Annotated in this window: 27 protein-coding genes; 23 read left to right on the plus strand and 4 right to left on the minus strand. The window is 36.9% G+C overall.

From position 1 onward, the window contains the following. Positions 1–106 precede the first annotated feature (106 nt). Genes nadD through AC1Q8L_RS10885 form a run of 4 tightly spaced genes read left to right on the plus strand, consistent with a single transcriptional unit; the run spans position 107 to position 2,334 of the window. On the plus strand, positions 107–676 hold the full coding sequence (gene nadD / locus AC1Q8L_RS10870; protein ID WP_001226038.1) for a nicotinate-nucleotide adenylyltransferase: 570 nt from the start codon (positions 107–109) through the stop codon (positions 674–676). After that, positions 666–1,235, plus strand: coding sequence for a bis(5'-nucleosyl)-tetraphosphatase (symmetrical) YqeK (yqeK, locus tag AC1Q8L_RS10875; protein ID WP_001078478.1), 570 nt, complete (start codon positions 666–668; stop codon positions 1,233–1,235). Before nadD ends, yqeK begins: the two co-directional genes overlap by 11 nt. Further along, on the plus strand, positions 1,232–1,588 hold the full coding sequence (rsfS, locus tag AC1Q8L_RS10880; RefSeq protein ID WP_000998173.1) for a ribosome silencing factor: 357 nt from the start codon (positions 1,232–1,234) through the stop codon (positions 1,586–1,588). Before yqeK ends, rsfS begins: the two co-directional genes overlap by 4 nt. Beyond that, entirely contained in the window at positions 1,585–2,334 is a 750-nt protein-coding gene (locus AC1Q8L_RS10885; RefSeq protein ID WP_000873062.1) for a class I SAM-dependent methyltransferase, read from the plus strand. The genes rsfS and AC1Q8L_RS10885 overlap by 4 nt, the downstream gene beginning before the upstream one ends. A gap of 180 nt (positions 2,335–2,514) precedes the next feature. On the opposite strand, the gene comER is transcribed toward AC1Q8L_RS10885, so the two are convergent. Beyond that, entirely contained in the window at positions 2,515–3,342 is an 828-nt protein-coding gene (gene comER / locus AC1Q8L_RS10890; protein WP_001020554.1) for a late competence protein ComER, read from the minus strand. Between the two features lie 77 nt (positions 3,343–3,419). On the opposite strand from comER, the gene AC1Q8L_RS10895 reads away from it, so the two are divergent. The 3 genes from AC1Q8L_RS10895 (at position 3,420) to AC1Q8L_RS10905 (ending at position 6,976) form a co-directional block, all read left to right on the plus strand. Next, positions 3,420–4,019 (plus strand): helix-hairpin-helix domain-containing protein, encoded by a 600-nt coding sequence (locus tag AC1Q8L_RS10895; RefSeq protein ID WP_000989936.1) that lies wholly within the window; start codon positions 3,420–3,422, stop codon positions 4,017–4,019. A gap of 63 nt (positions 4,020–4,082) precedes the next feature. Next, on the plus strand, positions 4,083–4,640 hold the full coding sequence (locus AC1Q8L_RS10900; RefSeq protein WP_000439773.1) for a ComE operon protein 2: 558 nt from the start codon (positions 4,083–4,085) through the stop codon (positions 4,638–4,640). 14 nt (positions 4,641–4,654) lie between these two features. Further along, the gene (locus tag AC1Q8L_RS10905) at positions 4,655–6,976 is read left to right on the plus strand and encodes a DNA internalization-related competence protein ComEC/Rec2 (protein ID WP_098311710.1); all 2,322 of its coding nucleotides are present in this window, start codon (positions 4,655–4,657) and stop codon (positions 6,974–6,976) included. Between the two features lie 31 nt (positions 6,977–7,007). Here AC1Q8L_RS10905 and AC1Q8L_RS10910 read toward each other — a convergent pair whose 3' ends face one another. Further along, positions 7,008–7,142 carry a YqzM family protein gene (locus tag AC1Q8L_RS10910; RefSeq protein WP_000997609.1) on the minus strand — a complete coding sequence of 45 codons (135 nt, stop codon included), beginning with the start codon at positions 7,140–7,142 and terminating at the stop codon, positions 7,008–7,010. 346 nt (positions 7,143–7,488) lie between these two features. Between AC1Q8L_RS10910 and holA the strand changes: the two genes are divergently transcribed. Then, entirely contained in the window at positions 7,489–8,499 is a 1,011-nt protein-coding gene (gene holA, locus AC1Q8L_RS10915) for a DNA polymerase III subunit delta (RefSeq protein WP_001279933.1), read from the plus strand. 85 nt (positions 8,500–8,584) lie between these two features. Here holA and rpsT read toward each other — a convergent pair whose 3' ends face one another. Then, the gene (rpsT, locus tag AC1Q8L_RS10920) at positions 8,585–8,842 is read right to left on the minus strand and encodes a 30S ribosomal protein S20 (RefSeq protein WP_001274012.1); all 258 of its coding nucleotides are present in this window, start codon (positions 8,840–8,842) and stop codon (positions 8,585–8,587) included. A gap of 180 nt (positions 8,843–9,022) precedes the next feature. Between rpsT and gpr the strand changes: the two genes are divergently transcribed. The 14 genes from gpr to AC1Q8L_RS10990 all read left to right on the plus strand — a co-directional run bounded on the left by gpr (position 9,023) and on the right by AC1Q8L_RS10990 (position 23,405). Continuing rightward, on the plus strand, positions 9,023–10,126 hold the full coding sequence (gene gpr, locus AC1Q8L_RS10925; protein WP_000662644.1) for a GPR endopeptidase: 1,104 nt from the start codon (positions 9,023–9,025) through the stop codon (positions 10,124–10,126). Further along, entirely contained in the window at positions 10,123–10,488 is a 366-nt protein-coding gene (locus tag AC1Q8L_RS10930) for a YqxA family protein (RefSeq protein WP_001207094.1), read from the plus strand. The genes gpr and AC1Q8L_RS10930 overlap by 4 nt, the downstream gene beginning before the upstream one ends. 210 nt (positions 10,489–10,698) lie before the next feature. Continuing rightward, positions 10,699–12,522, plus strand: coding sequence for an elongation factor 4 (gene lepA, locus AC1Q8L_RS10935; protein WP_001030948.1), 1,824 nt, complete (start codon positions 10,699–10,701; stop codon positions 12,520–12,522). 130 nt (positions 12,523–12,652) lie between these two features. Then, positions 12,653–13,027, plus strand: a complete 375-nt coding sequence (locus tag AC1Q8L_RS10940; RefSeq protein ID WP_001293539.1) for a winged helix-turn-helix transcriptional regulator — start codon at positions 12,653–12,655, stop codon at positions 13,025–13,027. Between the two features lie 51 nt (positions 13,028–13,078). Beyond that, the gene (gene hemW / locus AC1Q8L_RS10945; RefSeq protein ID WP_000249436.1) at positions 13,079–14,218 is read left to right on the plus strand and encodes a radical SAM family heme chaperone HemW; all 1,140 of its coding nucleotides are present in this window, start codon (positions 13,079–13,081) and stop codon (positions 14,216–14,218) included. A gap of 133 nt (positions 14,219–14,351) precedes the next feature. Further along, on the plus strand, positions 14,352–15,368 hold the full coding sequence (gene hrcA / locus AC1Q8L_RS10950) for a heat-inducible transcriptional repressor HrcA (RefSeq protein ID WP_000954942.1): 1,017 nt from the start codon (positions 14,352–14,354) through the stop codon (positions 15,366–15,368). A gap of 114 nt (positions 15,369–15,482) precedes the next feature. Further along, positions 15,483–16,049 carry a nucleotide exchange factor GrpE gene (grpE, locus tag AC1Q8L_RS10955; protein ID WP_000392711.1) on the plus strand — a complete coding sequence of 189 codons (567 nt, stop codon included), beginning with the start codon at positions 15,483–15,485 and terminating at the stop codon, positions 16,047–16,049. A 26-nt stretch (positions 16,050–16,075) separates the two neighbouring features. Continuing rightward, a complete protein-coding gene (gene dnaK, locus AC1Q8L_RS10960; RefSeq protein WP_000034701.1) occupies positions 16,076–17,911 on the plus strand; it encodes a chaperone protein DnaK in 1,836 nt (611 codons plus the stop codon). A gap of 204 nt (positions 17,912–18,115) precedes the next feature. Then, positions 18,116–19,231: a molecular chaperone DnaJ gene (dnaJ, locus tag AC1Q8L_RS10965; RefSeq protein ID WP_000043947.1), complete on the plus strand. Its 1,116-nt coding sequence runs from the start codon at positions 18,116–18,118 to the stop codon at positions 19,229–19,231. 28 nt (positions 19,232–19,259) lie between these two features. After that, positions 19,260–20,198, plus strand: a complete 939-nt coding sequence (gene prmA, locus AC1Q8L_RS10970; protein ID WP_000872103.1) for a 50S ribosomal protein L11 methyltransferase — start codon at positions 19,260–19,262, stop codon at positions 20,196–20,198. A gap of 144 nt (positions 20,199–20,342) precedes the next feature. Then, positions 20,343–21,092, plus strand: coding sequence for a 16S rRNA (uracil(1498)-N(3))-methyltransferase (locus AC1Q8L_RS10975; protein WP_001190142.1), 750 nt, complete (start codon positions 20,343–20,345; stop codon positions 21,090–21,092). A 6-nt stretch (positions 21,093–21,098) separates the two neighbouring features. Then, the gene (gene mtaB / locus AC1Q8L_RS10980) at positions 21,099–22,451 is read left to right on the plus strand and encodes a tRNA (N(6)-L-threonylcarbamoyladenosine(37)-C(2))-methylthiotransferase MtaB (RefSeq protein WP_000108679.1); all 1,353 of its coding nucleotides are present in this window, start codon (positions 21,099–21,101) and stop codon (positions 22,449–22,451) included. A 321-nt stretch (positions 22,452–22,772) separates the two neighbouring features. Beyond that, positions 22,773–22,946 carry a 30S ribosomal protein S21 gene (rpsU, locus tag AC1Q8L_RS10985; protein WP_000048061.1) on the plus strand — a complete coding sequence of 58 codons (174 nt, stop codon included), beginning with the start codon at positions 22,773–22,775 and terminating at the stop codon, positions 22,944–22,946. A gap of 15 nt (positions 22,947–22,961) precedes the next feature. Beyond that, the gene (locus AC1Q8L_RS10990; protein WP_000054562.1) at positions 22,962–23,405 is read left to right on the plus strand and encodes a GatB/YqeY domain-containing protein; all 444 of its coding nucleotides are present in this window, start codon (positions 22,962–22,964) and stop codon (positions 23,403–23,405) included. Between the two features lie 134 nt (positions 23,406–23,539). Here AC1Q8L_RS10990 and AC1Q8L_RS10995 read toward each other — a convergent pair whose 3' ends face one another. Continuing rightward, positions 23,540–24,172 carry a DUF4253 domain-containing protein gene (locus AC1Q8L_RS10995; protein WP_098311709.1) on the minus strand — a complete coding sequence of 211 codons (633 nt, stop codon included), beginning with the start codon at positions 24,170–24,172 and terminating at the stop codon, positions 23,540–23,542. A gap of 419 nt (positions 24,173–24,591) precedes the next feature. Between AC1Q8L_RS10995 and yqfC the strand changes: the two genes are divergently transcribed. Continuing rightward, entirely contained in the window at positions 24,592–24,885 is a 294-nt protein-coding gene (yqfC, locus tag AC1Q8L_RS11000) for a sporulation protein YqfC (RefSeq protein WP_000732269.1), read from the plus strand. Positions 24,886–24,982: the final 97 nt, after the last annotated feature.

The following is a 24,982-nucleotide window of genomic DNA, read 5'->3' on the forward strand; positions in this document are numbered from 1 at the left end:
TGCGTAATGATGTAGAGAGCGAAACCAATTGAACTTTTATTAATAGCAACTCTCTTCGTTCCTAACCAAGGAGAGTTGCTGTATGTAAGAGGAAGGGGCGTTTCTTTTGAGGAAAATTGGCATCATTGGCGGTACATTTGATCCGCCTCACTATGGACATTTGCTAATTGCAAATGAAGTATATCACGCTTTGGAATTGGAAGAAGTATGGTTCTTGCCAAACCAGATTCCGCCACATAAACAAGGACGTAATATTACAAGTATAGAAAGTCGTTTACATATGTTAGAGCTTGCGACTGAGGCAGAAGAACACTTTTCTATTTGTTTAGAAGAGCTAAGCAGGAAGGGCCCATCTTATACGTATGACACTATGTTACAATTGACGAAGAAGTATCCGGATGTGCAGTTTCACTTTATTATCGGTGGGGATATGGTTGAGTATTTACCGAAGTGGTATAACATTGAAGCTTTACTTAATCTTGTAACATTTGTTGGAGTTGCAAGACCTGGGTATACATTGCATACAACATATAAGATTACTACAGTGGAAATTCCGGAATTTGCAGTTTCTTCATCCTTATTACGTGAGAGATATAAGGAGAAGAAAACGTGTAAATATTTACTTCCTGAAAAAGTACAGGTATATATCGAGAGGAATGGGTTGTATGAATCGTGAGAATGCACTGCATATTGTCAAACAACAAATGCATGAAAAACGTTATATACACACAATTGGTGTAATGGAGACAGCGATTGAGCTTGCTAAGTTATACGGTGTAGACGAGAAAAAAGCAGAGATGGCAGCTATATTCCATGATTATGCGAAATGTAGAGCGATTTCAGAGATGGAAGAGATTATTAAACGTGAAGATTTGCCGAAAGATTTACTTTGCTATAATAAAGAGTTGTGGCATGCGCCTGTTGGGGCATACTTAGTAGAAAAAGAGGTAGGCATTACGGATTCTGAAATATTGCAAGCTATTACATATCATACAAGTGGTCATGAGAACATGACGATGTTAGATAAAGTGATTTATGTAGCTGATTACATTGAGCCAGGGCGAAAGTTTCCGGGTGTGGAAGAGGCTCGTAAACTCGCATATACGGATATAAATCAAGCTTTATTATTTGCGTTAAAGAGAACAATTCAATTTTTAATGGAAAAAAATCAGACGATTTATCCATTAACATTCCAAACATACAATGCAGTTATCAAGGAGGAAATGAGTAAATGAACGATAAAGATTTATTAGTGTTAGCGGCAAAAGCAGCTGATGATAAAAGAGCAGAAGATATGGTTGTCCTAAATATGCAAGGTATTTCACCAATTGCAGATTATTTCATTATTTGTCACGGTAATTCAGATAAACAAGTGCAAGCAATTGCACGTGAAATTAAATCAAAAGCACATGAGTTCCAAATCGACGTACAACGTATGGAAGGTTTTGACGAAGCACGTTGGGTATTAGTTGATCTTGGAGATGTAGTTGCCCATGTATTCCATAAAGATGAGCGTAATCACTATAATTTAGAGCGTCTATGGGGCGATGTGCCACGTGAAGATATAACAGAAGAGCTAGGCCAATGAAATACGAACAATTTGCATTGTTGTACGACGAACTGATGAATGATGTCCCTTATGATAAATGGGTAGAATTCACAGAGGAAAGCCTGCAGCAGGCAGATATGAAAGATGCAAAAATTCTTGATGTAGCATGCGGTACGGGTAATGTAACCCTTCCACTTGTGCAAAAGGGTTACGATTTAATAGGTGTCGATCTTTCAGAAGAAATGTTAACAGTCGCTCAGCAAAAACTAGGAGGAGAGGGATACTTTATTCCTTTTTACCAACAAGACATGCGAGAGCTTGATGTTCCCGGTGAGTTTGACTGTGTCACTATCTTTTGTGATTCATTAAATTATGTATTGCAAGAAGATGGAGTACAAGAAACATTTAGAAGAGTGTTTCACCATTTGCGTCAAGATGGTTTGTTTTTATTTGATGTACATTCTTTATATAAAATACATCATGTATTTCAAAATGAAACGTATACAGTGAATGGAGAAGAAATATCTCTTATTTGGAATTGCTTCCCTGGTGAAGAATCAAATAGTGTAGAGCATGATTTGACATTCTTTGTTCAAGATCCGGAAGAAGATGTGTACCATCGGTTTGACGAATGTCACGTGCAACGTGCATATCAAGTGGAAGAGTTAACGAAATGGCTTGAAGAAGCAGGTTTTACAGTTCTTCGTGTAACAGGTGATTTTGAGCGACTTGAAGTTACAGAACAAACAGAGCGTATTTTCTTCATGGCGAAGAAAAACGGATAAAACAAATAAAACAAAAGCAACCGAGAAGGTTGCTTTTGTTTTATAAAGAAGATGTATTTTTAGTTCTAGCATAATCTGAAGATCGTATGCGTAAAGTGTGGGAATAGTAGTTGAAGTGAAAATGTATTGTAAAAAAGTAAGTATTTATAAAAAGGATTTGGAATGAAAATGACGTATTTATTATGTGTGTTTATTGAATTGCTGATCAACGCATTCTAAATCTTCATCAAATTTTTCATGTGTTCGCTCGATTAACTTATGGAACATATCTCCAACGTGTTCTTCTAAAACCCGAATGCCTTCCCCGGTAACGCCGCCTTTCACGCAAACCTTTTCTTGTAAGGTAGGTAATGTGAAGATTTCTTTTTCAAGTAATTTCCCCATCCCCACGACCATTTCACTTACTAAAGTAGTAGCCTCTTCGTGTGTAATATTTGTTTTATCTACAGCAGCGTTAATGAAGCATTGTAGTAAATAACTAAAGAAAGCAGGACCGCAACTTGCTATATCAGATGAAACACGTGTTATATCTTCTTCTATTACAAGAGGTGTAGAAATATTTTTGAATAGACGAAGTAGTTTTTGTTGCCATTCTTCAGAGCAATTATCTCCAAATGTAAATAGTGAGGCGCCAGAGAGGGCGCGATTTGTGATACTTGGAATGATACGTGCGACGTGGCACGGTACGAGAGTCTCTAATTGTGATGGAGATATTGGACTTGTAATAGAAACTAAGCACGTTTCATCAGAAAAATGTTCAGCGTATTTTTTTAGGATAGGGTATATATCTATCGGCTTAACGCAAATAAAAATAAGTTGTGATTGTTCGATTACTTCCGGGATTGTTTTTGCTATATGAACAGAAGGGTATTTTTCTTTTATATGATATGCTTTGGCAGGCGTCCGATTAATGATTGTAAGGCACGAAGGTTTGACAGCACGGGTTTCTAAAAATGCATCGATTAGTATATTCCCCATGTTTCCTGTCCCTATAATTCCTATGTTCAAAGTTTCATCCCTCCTTCGTAACAGCTTTCTCCTAAACAATATGAATGATGTTATAAATTTATGATTAGAGGTGTAAAATGATGTGGGATTTTCCGAAAAAGTGGTTAGGTTTAGTAGCTATTATTGGAACTTTACTTTTTCTTGTTTTTTGGAAAACGAATCAGAGTGTAGAACGAACGCCTATTACAATGAATGTGCAAGAGAAGGAGATAGAAAAAAAGGGTAAACCGAAAATATCGGATACAAAGGAACAGAAAAGAACAATTATAATTGATGTGAAAGGAGCGGTTAATAAAGAAGGGGTATATGAAATGAAGGAAGGGGATCGCGTAAAGGATGCGGTTCAAAAGGCTGGTGGTTTTTTATCAGAAGTAGATATGAAAAAAGTGAATTTAGCACAAATTGTACAAGATCAAATGCTTCTTTATATACCGAGTAAAAATGAGTCAGAACAAGGGATGTTTACTTCTTCTAAGGAAGATGGCAAGATTCGAATAAATACAGCAGCGAAAGAGCAATTGGAAAAAATTACAGGGATTGGCTCTCGAAAGGCAGAAAGTATTTTGAAATATCGAGAAGAACATGGTCCGTTTCAGAAAATAGAAGATTTATTAGAGATTGATGGGATTGGTGCGAAGTCTCTTGAAAAGATAAAAGATCAAATTATTATTCCGTAAAAGATTGACGAAGTTTTTCTTCTTTCGCTACACTACAAGTAGACAAAAAAGTAGGTGAAAAATATGGAACGAATTTCATGGGATCAATATTTTATGACGCAAAGCCATCTACTATCGTTACGTAGTACATGTACAAGGCTTGCGGTAGGAGCGACAATCGTTCGCGATAAACGAATTATTGCTGGTGGATATAATGGTTCGATTAAAGGTGGCGTACATTGTATAGATGATGGTTGTTACGTAATCGATAATCATTGTGTTCGGACAATTCATGCCGAAATGAATGCTTTATTACAATGTGCCAAGTTTGGTGCGAAAACAGAGGAAGCAGAAATTTACGTTACGCATTTCCCTTGTTTACAATGTTGTAAGGCAATTATTCAAAGTGGTATTACAGCGGTTTATTATGCGCAGGATTATAAAAATCATCCATACGCCATAGAGTTATTTGAACAAGCGAATGTAACAGTGAAGCACGTTCCGCTAGAATATGATATCGCTGCATTAGAGGAGCAAAAACGTTATACGGAGTTAAAAGAATTATTTGCGTCTTTAGAAAAAGATAATTTATCAATGGAAGAATTACAGCATGTATTCACGAAAGCAAAAATGATGCTATAAGGAGTGAGTATAAGTTGCAGGAACAATGGGGTTATGTTGCAATCTCGTTTATAATAGGGATTGCAATTGCCTTTTCCTCGTCACTTTTATTGATAGTTTTTTGCCTCTTTTTAAATGTTTTCTTCTGTTTATATCGCACTTCGCGTAAAACCTTCTTTTTTTGCATTGTAGCGTGCTTTAGTGGCGTTATATACACTTCCTATGTTCAAGGGTGGAATAAGTCTCTAGGAGAGCCCTATGGAGTTACAAGAGGGGTTATACAAAATACACCGCTTGTTAATGGGGATCGCCTATCTTTTCAGTTTGAAGATCACAATAAAAATATAGTGCAGTTAAGTTATAGAATAAAATCAGCCTTGGAAAAGGAAAAAATGCAGCAATTATACGCAGGGATATCATGTGTATTCGAGGGTGAGAGGAAAGAACCGCAAACAGCTCGGAATTTTCATGGTTTTAATTACCGTGATTATTTATACAAGCAACATATTCATTTCACATTTGAGGCTACATATATTTCTGAATGCTATAAAACATCACTGTCGCTCATGCAATGGATTCTCCTTTTGAGGCAACAAGTAATCTCGAAAGTTACAGAGATGTTTCCAGAGCAATCAGGTGCTTTTATGAATGCGTTACTATTTGGTGATAGACAACAAATGACGTTTGAAGTGGAAGAGCAATATCAACAGTTTGGTCTTGTACATTTGTTAGCAATTTCAGGTTCGCACATTGTATTGTTAATGGTGATAGTATATTTTATTTTGCTAAGAAGTGGTGCGACGAGGGAGGTAGCAACAATTTGCCTTATCATTTGTATTCCTTTGTATATGGTTTTAGCAGGGGCGTCACCCTCTGTTATAAGGGCTTCTATAACAGGAGTTTTGACGTTGATTGCTTTTATGTGCTCGATTCGTTTATCTAGTTTAGATGCTTTAAGTGTAACAGCTATATGTATGCTTATATATGACCCTTATCTTGTTTTTAATATTGGATTTCAGTTTTCTTTTGTAGGTAGCTTCGCTTTACTTTTGTCTGCTCCGTTATTGTTAGTGAGTAGCAACGGAGTAATCCGAAATTCTATTTATATTTCTATCATTTCACAGCTCGTTAGTACTCCGATTTTGTTATATCACTTTGGTTATTTTTCTCCATATAGCATTTTCCTCAATCTTTTATACGTTCCGTTTTTATCTATCATTGTATTACCATGTAGCATTATTATTTTACTGTGTATGCCAATTGTCCCGTTTCTCGCAAAAGGATTTGCGGATGTGTTATCAATAGGCTTGAGTATGTCTAATGTTTTTCTAAGTTATGGTGAAAGTTTACCATTTAACCAGCTTATTTTCGGGAAAACGTCCTTCAATCTTGTAGCTGTATATTGCGCGAGTATTGTCAGTATATTGATGGTTTGGGAAAGGAGAGCGCCGAAAAAAATGATTTGTATAGTTGTGAGTATATTTCTTTTTATTAGCACGTGTCATTATGTATATCCATATTTTAGAGGAAGTGGAAGTGTAACATTTATTGATGTTGGACAAGGTGATGCAATATTAATTCGCCTTCCGTATGATAAAGGGGTTTATCTTATTGATACAGGTGGAACGCTTCGTGTCAATAAGGAAGAGTGGCAACAAAAAAAGCATGAATTTTCTGTTGGAAATGATGTTTTAATACCCTATTTACAAAAAGAAGGTATTAAAACAATTAATAAATTAATCGTAACGCATGGAGATGCAGATCATATAGGTGCTGCGCAAGAATTATTATCATATATACCTGTAAAAGAAGTTGTGTTTGGCCGGAAGGGAAAAGATGCAGTATTAGAAAAAGTAGTAAAGAAACAGGCATTAGAAAAGGAAATGAAAATAACTGAAGTGGGGGAAGGGGAAAGTTGGAGTGTAAATGAAGCTGAATTTTTCGTTTTAGCTCCAAAAGGAAAAGAAAAAAGTGAAAATAATGCTTCAATTGTAATATGGGCAAAATTTGGAGGATTGACGTGGCTATTTACAGGCGATTTAGAAGAAGAAGGAGAGCAGTTTTTAGTATCTGCGTATCCAGATTTGCGAGTAGATGTTTTAAAAGTTGCTCATCATGGAAGTAACACGTCATCTATAGAGTCTTTTTTGAACGTTATACAGCCCCGTGTAGCGATTATATCTGTTGGTAAGCAGAATAGATATGGACACCCACATAAAGAAGTGATAGAGCGTTTGGAGAAGATGGGGAGTGTGATATGGCGCACGGACAAGCAAGGTGCTATTTCCTATGTTTTTAAAGGGGAAAATGGAACCTTTCAAAGTAAAATCACATACGATAAGACATATAATAGGTGAAAAAGAGAAGACTGCCATGAAGTGGCAGTCTTTAAGAACCGATAAATTTAATAACAGTTGCAATGATGAAAAGTGTTGCGAAAAAACCAAATGAGACGATAAATCCTACCCCTGAATCAATAGCGTCATTGCGTTTACTTTGAACGTTTTGTTCAAAATCATTCATTTAGAATCCCTCCCCAACATTCCACTTTAGTATAAAATATTGTCAGAAAAAAATCTACAATTTCCATATGAAGAGAAAATGAGCTTTTTTGCTACTTTTAGATCATGAAGTAACGTGAGTTTTTTGTTTCCAAGCATGTTAACAGTTGGCACTTATACTCGAATTTTTATTGTGAATAATAAAGGGAAGGTGATTACCGCACACCAATAAGAAACCCGGGGCTTATTGCGTGGCGTTTAATATAAATAAAGGGACGGGTTATAAAGCCTGTTCCTTTGTACTTGTAAAACAAAAGCTAGGGCATTAGTATAAATATATATTGCCAAGTTAGGGAGTAGGAAAAAGTATGAGTGATATACATAAAAAAATTAAAAAGAAACAGTTTGCTTCGTTATATTTACTATATGGAACGGAAGCTTTTTTTATAAATGAAACGATAAAGCTTATTACGACAGAAGCACTTGAAGAAGAAGATCGAGAGTTTAATGTTGTGACATACGATTTGGAAGAAGCATATTTAGAAGATGTGGTTGAGGATGCGCGTACGCTTCCTTTCTTTGGAGAACGGAAAGTACTGTTAATAAAATCACCGCTATTTCTGACTTCGCAAAAAGAAAAGTTAGAGCAAAATATAAAAATTTTAGAAGAATACATTGGTGAACCTTCTCCATTTTCTATTCTTGTTTTTGTTGCGCCTTACGAAAAACTTGATGAGCGAAAAAAAATTACAAAACTATTAAAGAAAACAGCAGATGTAGTAGAAGCGAATGCGATGCAAGTGCAGGATGTTCAGAAGTGGATTATTGCTCGTGCAGATGAAGTGCATGTGCACATTGATAACGCGGCTGTTAGTTTGTTGCTAGAGCTTGTGGGAAGTAATGTAACGATGTTGGCGAAGGAAATGGACAAGTTAACGTTATACGTTGGTATGGGCGGAGAGATTACGACGAAACTTGTTGCAGAGCTTGTGCCAAAATCAGTTGAGCAAAATGTATTTGCTTTGACAGAAAAAGTGGTGAAAAAAGATATTGCAGGTGCAATGCAAATTTTGGATGGATTATTTACGCAGCAGGAAGAGCCGATTAAATTGCTTGCGTTATTAGTGAGTCAATTCCGTTTGTTGTATCAAGTGAAAGAGTTACAGCAACGTGGTTATGGGCAAAATCAAATTGCATCTCATATTGGTGTACATCCGTATCGTGTAAAATTGGCGATGAATCAAACGAAATTTTTCTCTTTTGAAGAATTAAAAAAAGTGATTATAGAATTAGCAGAAGCTGATTATAGTATGAAGACGGGAAAGATGGATAAGAAACTTGTGCTCGAGTTTTTCTTAATGCGATTAAATCATATGTGATGACACAAAAAAAGTTCATGTACCTAGTGCATGAACTTTTTTTGTATATAAAAAAACGATCCAAATGGATCGTTTTTTAAACGCCTTACGCGTTTACTTGTTTCGCTAAGCGAGATTTTTGACGAGATGCAGCGTTTTGGTGGATAAGACCTTTACGAGCTGCTTTGTCAAGTTTTTTAGAAGCAGTTTTGAAAGCTTCTTTAGCATTTTCAAGATCGTTATTAGTAACTAAAGCTTCTACAGTTTTAACAGCAGAACGCATGTCAGACTTGATAGAAGCGTTATGTGCACGACGCTCTTCGCTAAGTTTAGCGCGTTTGATAGCAGATTTGATGTTTGCCATACTTTTCACCTCCCTGGTGCAATCGAATGACTCGATTCTTACATAGAACAAGTGATATTCTATCAAACGGTGAAGAGAATTGCAATAGTATATCCATGAAATTTCACGTAAAGGAAAGAATGACCTTATATAACTTTGGGAAATCTAACGATATTTACTATGAATTACGGAGGAGATACGATGAAAGAACCATTGGATTTAAGTAAATATAGCGTTAGAACTGACCTTGCTGTAGAAGCTCATCAAATGTTGCAAGAAAGCCAAGAAGAACAAAAAGGGATACAGGGGGTAATTGTAAAAGAGAGGGAAGAAGAAGGTACTATAATTACAAAAGTAACAATTGATGAAGCTGCCTCTGAAGCGATGGGTAAAAAACCTGGAAATTATTTAACGCTTGAAGTACAAGGTATACGTCAGCAAGATACAGAACTTCAACAAAAAGTGGAGCGTATTTTTGCAAAAGAATTTTCTTATTTCTTAGAAGAGGTTGGTGTTACCAAAGAAGCGAGCTGTTTAATTGTAGGCCTTGGGAATTGGAATGTAACACCGGATGCTCTTGGGCCAATAGTTGTAGAAAATGTATTAGTAACGAGACATTTGTTTCAATTGCAGCCTGAAAGTGTAGAAGAAGGATTCAGGCCTGTTAGTGCAATTCGGCCGGGGGTAATGGGGATTACAGGCATCGAAACGAGCGATGTTATTTATGGGATTATTGAGAAGACAAATCCAGACTTTGTAATTGCGATTGACGCATTAGCTGCCCGTTCTATTGAACGAGTAAATAGCACGATACAAATTTCTGATACTGGAATCCATCCTGGATCAGGGGTTGGGAATAAACGTAAGGAACTAAGTAAAGAGACATTAGGTATCCCTGTTATCGCAATTGGTGTTCCGACTGTGGTCGATGCCGTTTCGATTACAAGTGATACGATTGATTTTATTTTGAAACATTTTGGTCGAGAGATGAAAGAAGGAAACAAACCTTCAAGATCTTTGTTACCAGCGGGATTTTCATTTGGAGAAAAGAAAAAATTAACAGAAGAAGATATGCCAGATGAAAAGAGCCGAAATATGTTTTTAGGTGCTGTTGGTACGTTAGAAGAAGAAGAAAAAAGAAGGTTGATTTATGAAGTGCTATCGCCTCTTGGTCATAACTTAATGGTGACCCCAAAAGAAGTAGATACTTTTATTGAGGATATGGCGAATGTAATAGCGAGTGGTTTAAATGCAGCGCTGCATCATCAAATTGATCAAGATAATACGGGAGCGTATACACATTGAGGGAGAAAGATGATAATAGTTTGAGTCGTTTTGCGCTTTTGTGTATATGTAGTGTAGCTTTATGTTTACTTATGATGATAGCAGGAGTGTCACTTGCTAATCATGGTTTGAAAAGTATGAAAGGTTATCGGCAATTGTCGTATGAACAAATAGCTCATATGACAGGGACAGAGAGTACAGGTGCTGAATCAGAAATTTTGGGTAGTTCGTTTTCAGCTTCAGAAAAACAACAACAATTAGAACGTTTAAGAAGTTTTAATGTTGTAGAAGGAATTGGGATGGCGGTAGCAAGTGTAGCTTATGAAATGACGAAGTTCGGAACGGATATAGTTGTTGGGAAAATAAAGGGGATTTTTAGCTAAGAGTAGCATGGGAGATGGTTGTTTTACTGATTTGTAAGACAACCGTTTTAAAATTTGAAAAGGGTTTGTCTCTTATGGTTTATTCGCATAAGATATAGATAGAATGATTTGTATCGTAAGCAGCACGAGTTTTCATTGAATCTTTGTTGCTCTATTGATATAATCAGTGCTAGTGTATATTGGCGAGACTATTAGGAGTTGAGAACATAGATGAACAAAGAAGAAAGAGCAAAAAGACAGTCCAAAATTCGTAATTTCTCTATTATTGCTCATATTGACCACGGAAAATCAACGTTAGCAGACCGTATTTTAGAGAAAACAAATGCGTTAACACAACGCGAAATGAAAGCTCAGTTGCTTGACTCTATGGATTTAGAGCGTGAGCGTGGTATTACAATCAAATTAAACGCAGTTCAATTAAACTATAAAGCAAAAGATGGTGAAGAGTATATTCTTCATTTAATTGATACACCAGGACACGTCGACTTTACGTACGAAGTATCTCGTAGTTTAGCGGCTTGTGAAGGCGCGATTCTTGTAGTAGATGCAGCGCAAGGTATTGAAGCTCAAACGTTAGCGAACGTATACTTAGCGCTCGATAACAACTTAGAAATTTTACCAGTTATCAATAAAATCGACTTACCAAGTGCGGATCCAGAACGTGTACGTCAAGAGGTAGAAGATGTAATTGGTTTAGATGCATCAGAAGCGGTACTTGCTTCTGCGAAAGCTGGAATTGGTATTGAAGAAATTTTAGAACAAATTGTTGAAAAAGTACCAGCTCCGGCAGGTGATTCAGAAGAGCCGTTACAATGTATGATTTTCGACTCTTTATATGATCCGTACCGTGGTGTAATTGCTTATATCCGTGTTGTAAATGGAACGGTAAAAGTTGGCGATAAAGTACGTATGATGGCAACGGGTAAAGAATTTGAAGTAACAGAAGTAGGTGTATTTACACCGAAAACTACGCAACGTGACGAGTTAACAGTAGGTGATGTAGGTTTCTTAGCAGCATCTATTAAAAACGTAGGTGATACACGTGTTGGTGATACGATTACACATGCGAAACGTCCAGCTGCAGAGGCGTTACCAGGTTACCGTAAATTAAACCCGATGGTATTCTGTGGGCTGTATCCAATTGATTCTGCTCGTTATAACGATTTACGTGATGCGTTAGAAAAATTAGAGTTAAACGATTCTGCTCTTGAGTTTGAACCAGAAACATCTCAAGCGTTAGGATTTGGTTTCCGTTGTGGATTCTTAGGACTTCTTCACATGGAAATCATTCAAGAACGTATTGAACGTGAATTTAAGATTGACTTAATTACAACAGCGCCAAGCGTTATTTATAAAGTTTATTTAACAAACGGTGAAGATGTTATTGTTGATAATCCATCTAATATGCCAGATCCACAGTCTATCGATCGTGTAGAAGAGCCGTTTGTGAAGGCTTCAATTATGGTTCCGAATGACTATGTTGGAGCTGTAATGGAAATTTGCCAAGGTAAACGTGGAACGTTTATTGATATGCAATATTTAGATGAAACGCGTGTTACATTAACATATGAAATCCCGTTATCAGAAATCGTATATGACTTCTTCGATCAATTGAAATCAAATACGAAAGGGTATGCATCATTTGACTACGAGTTAATTGGTTATAAACCATCTAAACTTGTGAAAATGGATATTCTTTTAAATAATGAACAAGTGGATGCTTTATCATTTATCGTACACCGTGATTCAGCGTATGACCGTGGTAAAGTAATTGTAGAGAAATTAAAAGAATTAATTCCGAGACAACAGTTCGAAGTACCAATTCAGGCGACTATCGGAAATAAAGTTGTAGCACGTTCTACAATTAAGGCGATGCGTAAAAACGTACTTGCAAAATGTTACGGCGGTGACATTTCTCGTAAGCGTAAACTTCTTGATAAGCAAAAAGAAGGTAAAAAACGTATGAAGTCTGTTGGTTCTGTAGAAGTGCCACAAGAGGCATTCATGGCTGTACTGAAAATGGATGACAACTAATATTTGAAATAAAAAAGAAGTCGTTTGTGCGGCTTCTTTTTTCTGTATAATTACTTTTTAGACATCTGAGCAGCTCTCATTTACAATAATGAGAGAGCTTTTTAGTTCATATAGAGTTAGGAGATTGTTAATGTCCGAAAATATTCGAAAAGATATTCAAGATAAAATACAAAATGGCAATTTTAATTGTGAAAAGGAATTGACGCTTTCTATTATTAGTGGAAAGTGGAAAGTTGTGATACTGTGGCATCTTGGTGTGGAAGGGCCTCATCGTTTTAGTGAATTACAACGGTTATTCCCAAGCATTTCTCATAAAGTTTTGTCGAACCAATTAAAAGAGTTAATGGAAGATGGGATTGTTGATCGAACAGTATATCCCGAAATTCCTCCTCGTGTTGAGTATTATATGACGGAACTAGGCATGTCACTTTTACCGATCGTTGAAATGATGTATGATTGGGGAAAAATGCGAATGGAACAAATTCGTAATACGTTAGAGAAGTAGAGAATCCTCCGGAGTGCGGAGGTTTTCTTTTTAGAAAGGTAGGAGTTATATTTGGTACAAGCTGCATATATTCATATTCCGTTTTGTCAGCACATTTGTCACTATTGTGATTTTAATAAAGTGTTTATTGAACGCCAACCGGTTGATCAATATTTAGATTATTTAGAGAAGGAAATAATAAATACGGTTCAAAAAGTTCCGTTTGATAGTATGAAAACGATTTTTGTGGGCGGTGGAACTCCGACAGCGTTAAATATGGAACAGACAAAAAAATTACTCGAGATTATTAATCGTCATTTGCGTCCGTTTGCTCCGAATTGTGAATTGACATTTGAAGCGAATCCAGGAGATCTACCGAAAGAGAAGTTGAATGTACTACTAGAAGGTGGAGTGAATCGAATTAGTTTTGGTGTGCAAACGTTCCGTGATGAACTGCTTGAGAAAATCGGGCGCAAGCATACGAGGGAAGATGCATTCCTAGCAATTCGAGAAGCTCAGGAAGTAGGCTTTAAAAATATTAATGTAGATATTATTTATGCTTTGCCAGGACAAACGATAGAAGATGTGAAGGAAACATTAGACATTGCTTTTACGCTTGGTGTACAACATTTCTCGGCATATTCATTAATTGTGGAACCTAAAACAGTGTTTTATAACTTAATGAATAAAGGGAAATTGCGTCTTCCGGGTGAAGACCATGAAGCTAAAATGTATGAAATGGTAATGGATGAAATGGAGAAACACGGTTATAACCAGTATGAAATTAGTAATTTCTCAAAAGGTGACAATAAAAGTAGACATAATCTCACATACTGGAATAATGAAGAGTATTATGGCTTTGGAGCTGGAGCTCATAGTTATGTGAATGGGGAACGTATTCAAAATGTAGGTCCGCTGAAGCAATATTTTAATAAAATTGATGAAACAGGATTTCCGTATTTAGATGTTCATAAGGTGACGGAGAAAGAAAGAATGGAAGAAGAACTGTTCTTAGGACTTCGAAAAACAAAAGGTGTTTCTAAAACAGCATTCCGCAATAAATTTAATGTGGAGATGGATCAAGTTTTCGCGAAGCAGTTACAAAGCAATCAAGAACAAGGATTACTTGAAGAGGAAAATGGACATGTGCGTTTAACGCGAAAAGGAAAATTATTAGGGAATGAAGTATTCCAATCATTTTTGATTGACTAATTAAATGTTCCATAGGCGTGAAAAAGTTTCATTATTTCGTGACGTTTCCGTTGACAATTGAATGTCAATTTTGGTAAGTTATTAATAGATTTAGCACTCAAAGACAAAGAGTGCTAACAGAGGTGATGATGAGATGCTTACGGAACGTCAGCTCTTAATTTTACAAACAATTATTGATGACTTTATTGGATCAGCGCAGCCTGTTGGGTCTAGAACGTTGGCTAAAAAAGATGAAATTACATTTAGTTCAGCTACTATTCGAAATGAAATGGCGGACTTAGAAGAATTAGGTTTTATTGAAAAAACGCACAGTTCTTCTGGACGTGTTCCTTCTGAGAAAGGCTACCGATTTTATGTAGACCATCTTTTAGCGCCGCAAAACTTACCGAACGCTGAAATTGTACAAATTAAAGATTTATTTGCTGAAAGAATTTTTGAAGCGGAAAAAATTGCACAGCAATCTGCTCAAATTTTATCAGAACTTACGAATTATACGGCCATTGTTCTTGGACCGAAGTTAAGTACAAATAAACTTAAAAATGTACAAATTGTGCCGCTTGATCGTCAAACTGCAGTCGCTATTATTGTAACTGATACAGGGCATGTACAAAGTAAAACGATTACCGTTCCGGAATCTGTTGATTTATCAGATTTAGAAAAAATGGTTAATGTTTTAAATGAAAAGCTATCTGGCGTACCGATGGAAGAACTTCATAATAAAATCTTTAAGGAAATTGTTACAGTTTTACGTGGGTATGTTCATAATTACGATAGTGCAATAAAAATGTTAGATGGTACATTTCAAGTTCCGTTATCGGAAAAGATATACTTTGGAGGAAAAGCAAATATGCTTTCGCAGCCAGAGTTCCATGACATTCAAAAGGTTAGATCTTTGCTTACCATGATTGATAATGAAGCCGAATTTTATGACATTTTGCGTCATAAACAAGTCGGGATTCAAGTGAAAATTGGTAGGGAAAACACTTCGACGGCTATGGAGGATTGCAGTTTAATTTCTGCAACATATTCGATCGGCGAAGAGCAACTTGGAACAATTGCTATTTTAGGTCCTACGAGAATGCAATATTCTCGTGTAATTAGTTTGTTACAGTTATTTACGAGACAATTTACTGATGGACTTAAAAAGTAAATGAGAGTAATACATTCGCTCAAGTGATGAAATTTTCATTGCTGTGTGTAATATATAATGCTTAGGTAATCATGCTATGCATGATACCTAATACCTTTTAAGGAGGTGAATATTGTGGAAGAGCGTAACGAACAAGTGGTAGAAGAAGTAAAAGAAGCGCAAGTTGAAGAAGCTGTCACGCCAGAAAACAGTGAAGAAACTGTAGAAGAAAAAAGTGAGGCTGCTCTTTTACAAGAAAAAGTAGATGAGTTACAAGCGAAACTAACGGAAACGGAAGGTCGCACATTACGTCTACAAGCTGATTTTGAAAATTATAAGCGCCGTGTCCAAATGGATAAACAGGCTGCTGAAAAATATAGAGCACAAAGTCTAGTTTCAGACATCTTGCCAGCTCTTGATAATTTTGAAAGAGCAATGCAAGTGGAAGCGACTGATGAGCAAACGAAATCCTTGTTACAAGGTATGGAAATGGTGCATCGTCAATTGTTAGAAGCGCTGACTAAAGAAGGTGTGGAAGTGATTGAAGCTGTTGGTAAACAGTTTGATCCTAATGAACACCAAGCTATTATGCAAGTGGAAGATAGTGAATTTGAATCAAACGCGGTTGTGGAAGAATTCCAAAAAGGTTATAAATTAAAAGACCGTGTGATTCGCCCATCAATGGTAAAAGTAAATCAATAATTTACATAAAACTAGGAGGATTCGCCATGAGTAAAATTATCGGTATTGACTTAGGTACAACAAACTCTTGTGTAGCTGTTATGGAAGGTGGAGAACCAAAGGTTATCCCAAATCCAGAAGGAAACCGTACAACACCTTCTGTTGTAGCTTTCAAAAATGAAGAACGTCAAGTTGGGGAAGTTGCAAAGCGCCAAGCAATTACAAACCCAAATACAATCATGTCTGTTAAACGTCATATGGGTACAGACTACAAAGTAGAAGTTGAAGGTAAAGATTATACACCTCAAGAAATTTCTGCAATCATTTTACAAAACTTAAAAGCTTCTGCTGAAGCATACTTAGGTGAAACAGTAACGAAAGCTGTTATTACAGTACCTGCATACTTCAACGATGCAGAGCGTCAAGCAACGAAAGATGCTGGTCGTATCGCTGGTTTAGAAGTTGAGCGTATCATTAACGAGCCAACAGCAGCAGCACTTGCTTACGGTTTAGAAAAACAAGACGAAGAACAAAAAATCTTAGTATATGACTTAGGTGGCGGTACATTTGATGTATCTATCCTTGAGTTAGCAGACGGCACATTCGAAGTTATTTCAACTGCTGGTGACAACCGTCTTGGTGGCGATGACTTTGACCAAGTTATCATCGATCACTTAGTAGCTGAGTTCAAAAAAGAAAATAACATTGATTTAAGCCAAGATAAAATGGCGCTTCAACGCTTGAAAGATGCAGCTGAAAAAGCGAAAAAAGATCTTTCTGGTGTAACACAAACTCAAATTTCATTACCATTCATTAGTGCTGGAGCTGCTGGTCCATTACACTTAGAATTAACGTTAACAAGAGCGAAATTCGAAGAGCTTTCAGCAGGTCTTGTTGAAAGAACATTAGAGCCAACTCGTCGTGCATTAAAAGACGCTGGTTTTGCTCCAAGCGAATTAGATAAAGTTATTCTTGTTGGTGGATCTACTCGTATCCCAGCTGTACAAGAAGCTATTAAACGTGAAACTGGTAAAGAGCCATATAAAGGTGTAAACCCTGATGAAGTTGTAGCATTAGGTGCTGCAGTTCAAGGTGGCGTACTTACTGGTGATGTAGAAGGCGTTCTATTATTAGACGTAACTCCACTTTCTTTAGGTATTGAAACTATGGGTGGCGTGTTCACGAAATTAATCGAGCGTAACACTACAATTCCAACAAGTAAGTCACAAGTATTCTCGACAGCTGCTGATAATCAACCAGCAGTAGACATTCACGTATTACAAGGTGAGCGTCCAATGTCAGCTGACAACAAAACGTTAGGTCGTTTCCAATTAACTGACCTTCCACCAGCACCACGTGGTATTCCACAAATCGAAGTAACATTCGATATTGATGCGAACGGTATCGTTAACGTACGTGCGAAAGACTTAGGAACAAGCAAAGAGCAAGCTATTACAATCCAATCTTCTTCAGGTCTTTCTGATGAAGAAGTAGAACGTATGGTACAAGAAGCGGAAGCAAATGCTGACGCTGACCAAAAACGTAAGGAAGAAGTTGAACTTCGTAACGAAGCTGACCAACTTGTATTCCAAACAGACAAAGTTGTAAAAGATTTAGAAGGTAAAGTAGATGCAGCTGAAGTTGCAAAAGCAACAGAAGCGAAAGAAGCATTACAAGCTGCAATTGAGAAAAACGAGCTTGAAGAAATTCGTGCGAAAAAAGATGCTTTACAAGAAATCGTACAACAATTAACTGTTAAATTATACGAGCAAGCTCAAGCAGCTGCTGGCCAAGCAGAAGGTGCGCAAGGTGCACAAGACGCTGGCACGAAGAAAGACAATGTAGTTGACGCTGAGTTTGAAGAAGTAAAAGAAGACAAGTAATTCAACTGTAAACATAATAAGTAAGATGACAAAAAGTCAAAGTCAAGCGTGCCTTGACTTTGGCTTTTTTCACGAATGAGAAGCGATGTGTGAGGATCTTAAGTTTTTCGCTTTGCATACTGTAAGTGAGGAAACTTTGTTGCAAAGCACTTTCTTTCGGTGTTAAAATTACGTTTATGTGAAAGATTCGGGGGTTGTAAATTTATGAGTAAACGAGACTATTATGAGGTCCTTGGACTTAGCAAGGGCGCTTCAACAGATGAAATAAAAAAAGCGTATCGTCGTTTGGCTAAAAAATACCATCCAGACGTAAGCAAAGAAGAAAATGCAATTGAAAAGTTTAAAGAAGTACAAGAAGCATACGAAGTGTTAAGTGATGATCAAAAGCGTGCGCAGTACGATCAATTTGGTCATGCTGGTGCAAATCAAGGATTCGGTGGATTTGGCGGCGGAGGAGACTTCGGCGGTGGCTTCGGTTTTGAAGATATATTTAGTTCTTTCTTTGGCGGTGGCGGCGGCAGACGTCGTGATCCAAATGCTCCGCGCCAAGGTGCTGACTTACAATATCAAGTCACTTTAGATTTTGAAGAAGCTATTTTTGGTAAGGAATTAAATGTGGAAATTCCAGTAGAAGATCCATGTGATACTTGTAAAGGTAGTGGAGCAAAACCAGGAACTTCAAAAGAAACATGTAAACATTGTTCAGGCTCTGGTCAAGTGAGTGTAGAACAAAACACACCGTTTGGTCGTATCGTAAACCGTCAAGCTTGTGGTCATTGTTCAGGAACTGGACAAATTATTAAAGAAAAATGTACGACATGTCACGGTTCAGGTAAAGTTCGTAAGCGTAAAAAAATCAATGTTAAAATTCCAGCGGGTATCGATAATGGTCAACAAATTCGTGTGTCTGGAAAAGGTGAAGCCGGCGTAAATGGCGGACCAGCAGGAGACTTATATGTTGTCGTTCATGTAAGAAATCATGAATTCTTCGAGCGTGAAGGAGATCACATTATTTGCGAAATGCCATTAACATTTGCGCAAATGGCGCTTGGTGATGAAGTGGAAGTTCCTACTGTTCATGGTAAAGTGAAGCTGAAAATTCCAGCAGGAACACAAACTGGAACAGAATTCCGCTTAAAAGGAAAAGGTGCTCCGAACGTACGTGGATACGGCCAAGGAGATCAATATGTAGTCGTTCGTGTTGTTGTACCGACGAAATTGACTTCACAGCAAAAAGATTTATTACGTGAATTTGCAGGACAAGAAGAGCAGGATGATAGTTTATTCGGAAAGCTTAAACGTGCTTTCAAAGGGGAATAATGGAAATAAAAAATGGAGTTGGTAAATTGTGAAATGGTCAGAAATTAGTATTCATACAACAGAAGAAGCAGTAGAAGCTGTCTCTCATATTTTACATGAAGCTGGTGCTAGCGGAGTTGCGATTGAGGATCCAGCGGAGTTAACGAAAGAGCGCGAGCAACAATATGGTGAAATTTATGCATTGAATCCAGATGAATATCCGGCGGAAGGTGTATTAATAAAAGCATATTTCCCGCAAACGGATTCTTTACATGAAACGATTGCAGGTGTAAAATCATCTATTGATGTGCTTCCATCTTACGACATTGAAATTGGTACTGGAAATATTACCGTTAACGAAGTCAATGAAGAAGATTGGGCTACTGCTTGGAAAAAATATTACCATCCAGTACAAATTTCTGATACATTCACAATCGTACCGACGTGGGAAGAATATACACCATCTTCTCCTGATGAAAAAATCATTGAATTAGACCCAGGTATGGCGTTTGGTACAGGAACTCATCCAACAACAACGATGTGTATTCGTGCTTTAGAAAAAACAGTACAGCCAGGTGACACTATCATTGATGTAGGAACAGGTTCTGGTGTGCTTAGTATTGCAGCGGCAAAATTAGGTGCGTCTTCTGTTCAAGCATATGATTTAGATCCGGTTGCAGTTGAAAGTGCAGAAATGAATGTGCGTTTAAATAAAACAGATGATATCGTGTCTGTTGGGCAAAATAGTCTTTTAGAAGGTATTGAAGGTCCTGTTGATTTAATCGTAGCTAACTTATTAGCAGAAATTATTCTTTTATTCCCTGAAGATGCAGCGAGAGTTGTGAAGTCAGGTGGATTATTTATTACATCGGGCATTATTGCTGCGAAGGAAAAAGTAATTTCTGAGGCGTTAGAACAAGCTGGATTTACAATTGAAGAAGTGTTACGAATGGAAGATTGGGTAGCAATTATTGCACGAAATGCGTAATATAGATTTTAGTCTATAATGAAAAGGGGAGTCTCTCACTATAAGGTGAGGGACTTGCCGTTTGTTATATGAAAAATGATAATGTTTCGTTCTTTTCGTAAGTGTTGACTTACGAAAGGAACGAAACTCTACTAAGGTGATTATATGCAACGTTATTTTGTAGAAGAAAAACATGTAAGTGAAGCAAAAATTCGCATTGTAGGTGATGATGTACATCACATTGCGAGAGTAATGCGTATGACAGCTGGCGATCAAATTTATTGCTGTGTAAACGGAAAAACAGCAGTATGTTCAATTGATGAAATTACCAGTGAATTTATTAATACGGCTATTGTAGAATGGGTAGAGGCGTCAAGTGAACTTCCTGTTTTCGTGACGATTGCAAGTGGACTGCCAAAAGGAGACAAGCTAGAGTTGATTTTTCAAAAAGGAACTGAGCTTGGGGCAGCTGCATTCTTACCATTTCAAGCATCTCGCTCTATCGTAAAATGGGATGCGAAAAAAGCTGATAAAAAAGTTGAGCGTTTAAGAAAAATTGTGAAAGAAGCTGCGGAACAATCACATAGAAGTGAAATTCCGGAAGTACATGCTCCGGCATCATTTAAGCAACTGCTTACAATGAGTGGTGAGTATGATGTTTGTCTTGTTGCTTACGAAGAGGAAGCGAAACAAGGCGAGAAATCTAATTTTGCGAAAGCTTTAACGACAATGAAACCAGGTCAAAAGCTATTGATTGTATTTGGCCCAGAAGGCGGTTTAGCTGAGGAAGAGATTACAGCGCTTCGTGAACATAAATTTGTACCATGTAGTTTAGGACCAAGAATTTTAAGAACAGAAACGGCGCCGTTATACGCGTTAAGTGCTGCTTCGTATCATTTTGAATTGATGGGGTGATGATCAATGTCAACTGTTGCGTTCCATACGTTAGGTTGTAAAGTAAACCACTATGAAACAGAAGCCATTTGGCAATTGTTTAAACAAGGTGGTTATGAAAGAACAGAATATGAAAAGAAAGCTGATGTATATGTTATTAACACATGTACAGTAACGAATACTGGGGACAAAAAAAGCCGTCAAGTAATCAGACGTGCTGTGCGTCAAAATCCAGATGCAGTTATTTGCGTAACGGGATGTTATGCACAAACATCTCCAGCTGAAATTATGGCGATTCCAGGTGTAGATATTGTAGTTGGTACACAGGATCGTGAAAAGATGTTAGGTTACATCGAAGAATTCCGTAAAGAGCGTCAACCAATTAATGCTGTCCGTAATATTATGAAAACACGTGTGTACGAAGAACTTGATGTACCTTATTTCACGGATCGTACACGTGCGTCTTTAAAAATACAAGAGGGTTGCAATAACTTCTGTACATTCTGTATCATTCCTTGGGCGCGTGGTTTAATGCGTTCTCGTGATGGAAAAGAGGTTATTAAACAAGCACAACAATTAGTGGATGCAGGCTATAAAGAAATCGTATTAACGGGTATTCATACAGGTGGATACGGCGAAGATATAAAAGATTATAACTTAGCTGGATTACTTCGTGATATGGAAGCGGAAGTAGGCGGATTAAAACGTCTTCGTATTTCTTCTATTGAAGCGAGTCAAATTTCAGATGAAGTAATTGAAGTGTTAGATAAATCTGAAGTAGTTGTACGTCACTTGCATATTCCGTTGCAATCTGGTTCTAATACTGTATTAAAACGTATGCGTCGTAAATATACGATGGAATTCTTCCAAGAGCGTTTAGATCGTTTGAAAGAAGCGTTACCAGGCCTTGCGATTACATCTGACGTAATCGTTGGTTTCCCAGGTGAAACAGAAGAAGAATTCATGGAAACATACAATTTCATTAAAGAGAACCGCTTCTCTGAGTTACACGTGTTCCCTTATTCAAAACGTACAGGAACACCTGCAGCACGCATGGAAGATCAAGTTCCTGAAGATGTGAAGAACGATCGTGTTCATCGTTTAATTGAGCTATCTAATCAATTAGCGAAAGAATATGCATCAGCGTTTGAAGGTGAAGTGCTTGAAATCATTCCAGAAGAGCAATTTAAAGACGGCGACCGTGAAGGGTTATATGTAGGGTATACAGATAACTACTTGAAAATTGTATTTGAAGGATCAGAAGAATTAATTGGTAAGCTAGTGAAAGTGAAAATTACGAAAGCTGGCTATCCATATAACGAAGCGCAATTTGTTCGTGTTCTTGAAGATGATGTGAAAAAAGAATCAGCAAGCGCATAAAAAAGAGCGTGCAACCGGAAACGGTTTGCATGCTTTCTTTATTTGAAGCGGTTAAGTACTAGAAGGTGGGGAGGCGTTTCGTGCATCCCTGTATGAAAAAAGTTGAAATGATAAAAATATAGTTGTCTTCATGAAAGAAGGATACTAGCTATTTGTATAACTTTTGAAAAGGAAATGCTTCTATTCTTCTTTTATTCTGCCAAATAGTTGACCTGAAGTGATAAAATGTATTATAATCGTAAAAGACATGCTGAAGAAGTGTTTCTTTTTGCATGCTGAAGTTAGTATGTAAGTGTGATGTTTCGGAGGGAGGGAAAGAGAATGTCAAAAACAGTCGTTCGTAAAAACGAGTCTTTGGAGGATGCACTTCGCCGTTTTAAAAGATCGGTTTCTAAAACTGGTACACTTGCTGAAGCAAGAAAGCGCGAGTTTTATGAAAAACCAAGTGTAAAACGTAAGAAGAAATCTGAAGCGGCAAGAAAGCGTAAATTCTAAGAGAGGGTGTAAGTTATGAGTCTTCTCGGTCGTTTAAACGATGATATGAAACAAGCGATGAAGAATAAACAAAAAGAAAAATTAACCGTTATTCGTATGGTTAAGGCTGCTTTACAAAATGAAGGTATTAAACTGCAACATACTCTTACTGAAGAAGAGGAAATAACAGTTTTAGCTCGTGAAGTAAAACAGTATAAGGACTCCCTCCTTGAATTTAAAAAAGCTGGTCGTGAAGACCTTGTTAATAAACTGCAAAGTGAAATTCAGATTTTAAGCGCATATTTGCCAGAGCAATTAACTGAAGAAGAACTAGTTGATGTAATCAAGCAAGTTATTTCTGAAGTTGGTGCGACTTCTAAAGCAGATATGGGTAAGGTGATGACTGCTGTTATGCCGAAAGTAAAAGGTAAAACAGACGGATCACTTGTGAATAAGCTGGTTATCCAGCTATTAGCATAAAAAAACGTCTCATTTCGTATGAGACGTTTTTTTATTGTTCTTATTAAGGAAAAACGCTATATTGCTTAAAAAGCGTTTCTGTAAGTGATAGAAACGTCTCTGGTATGTAAAAAAAGTAACGGCCTTAGTTATGATTAATCCCACCGTAAAAAAAGCTTTTTCGTTTTCTTAATTTCTTCGACTAACTCCTCAATGCTTTCTGTTCCTTGTTCCACTATATCTGGACAAAATTCATACATTTCTTGCGCGAAAGATTGCATTTCTTCGTCTGTAGGTAACGCGCTAAAAATGGCATCAACCCAGTCATGATCTGCACCGATTATGATAAAAGGATAGCGATCATTCCATTTTCTTAGTTTAAAAATAACATCTATATTGCTAACTTCGTAATTAACGCCATTTGTTTGTTGGATTGTATGGATATCAAATTGGTCATTTCCTTGTGTAATTGCAATTCTACACTCACTCTTACTTCCTTGACTAAAACTTCTTTCGCAAATAAAAGCTAAGTATCCAAGTTTCTGAACCTCAGATTGAAGTTTTATAACTTGCTGTTCAGCAGAATCCTCAAAGGTAACGAAAGAGACTCCGGCTATTTTAGATTTTGACTCAGTTGCATAAAAGGGCTGGATGCTGCTGTTAGTAACTTGTTTTATAACATTCAAAATTTCTTGACTAAATCCAATTTCCTTTCGTATTTCCTCGCTTATTAATTCATTTTTTTGTTTTTTAATGAATCCTAATATTTTTTGAAATTCATATAACAACCACCTATAAAATATTCTTACTTACACCGCAAAATTCAGAGTGGAGCAATTTCCTTTTTCGGATTTTATCTCATTTGTCTAATGAATGACAACTACTTATTCTATGGTCAGTATGTCACGTCCAGAACGAATTGTAACAGGTTTTTTCAAGTTTCCAACTTCTTGCTAGGCTCAATTTCTTAATTTAACTTGTACTGATATCCCCTGAGGGCGCATATTCTTGTATTAATACTTCTATTATTATGGGTAACATTCTCTGATCCATCATTGTCCTGATAAATATGATTTCATATAGCGACTGTTTTAATTAACATGAGATGAACTCTTACAGAATATAGTTATGTTAGTGAAGTCGTTATAACACGATAGGCACTTGTGAAGAAATACATATATATGGGATGAGGAGGGGGTCTTTCGAGATGAAGAAATTAGAACAAATGAAAAATTGGTTAACAAAACAAGTAGACCTACCAGTGGATGTATTAATGGATCTGCCTCGGATTACTCTTGTTGGGCAAATACATATTTATATAGAAAATCATCGGGGGCTATTAGTGTTTTCAGATAAAGAAGTGCGATTGCTTTTAAAACATGGTCAATTACTAATTAAAGGACAATCCTTTGTTATTAAAACGATTCTTCCAGAAGAGCTTTTGCTCGAAGGGATAATTGAGCAAGTAACATTTTTAGAAAATGAAAAAAAAGGTGATTGAAGTGAAACTTCCATTTGTGAAGTTTTTCTTCTTTATCCTGTAAAAGTTTCGTTGATAGAGACCGATTACAGTTTTAATTTGTTTCATTTTAGTACGA

It is taken from the genome of Bacillus sp. GW823-FHT06A11 (assembly GCF_058795355.1).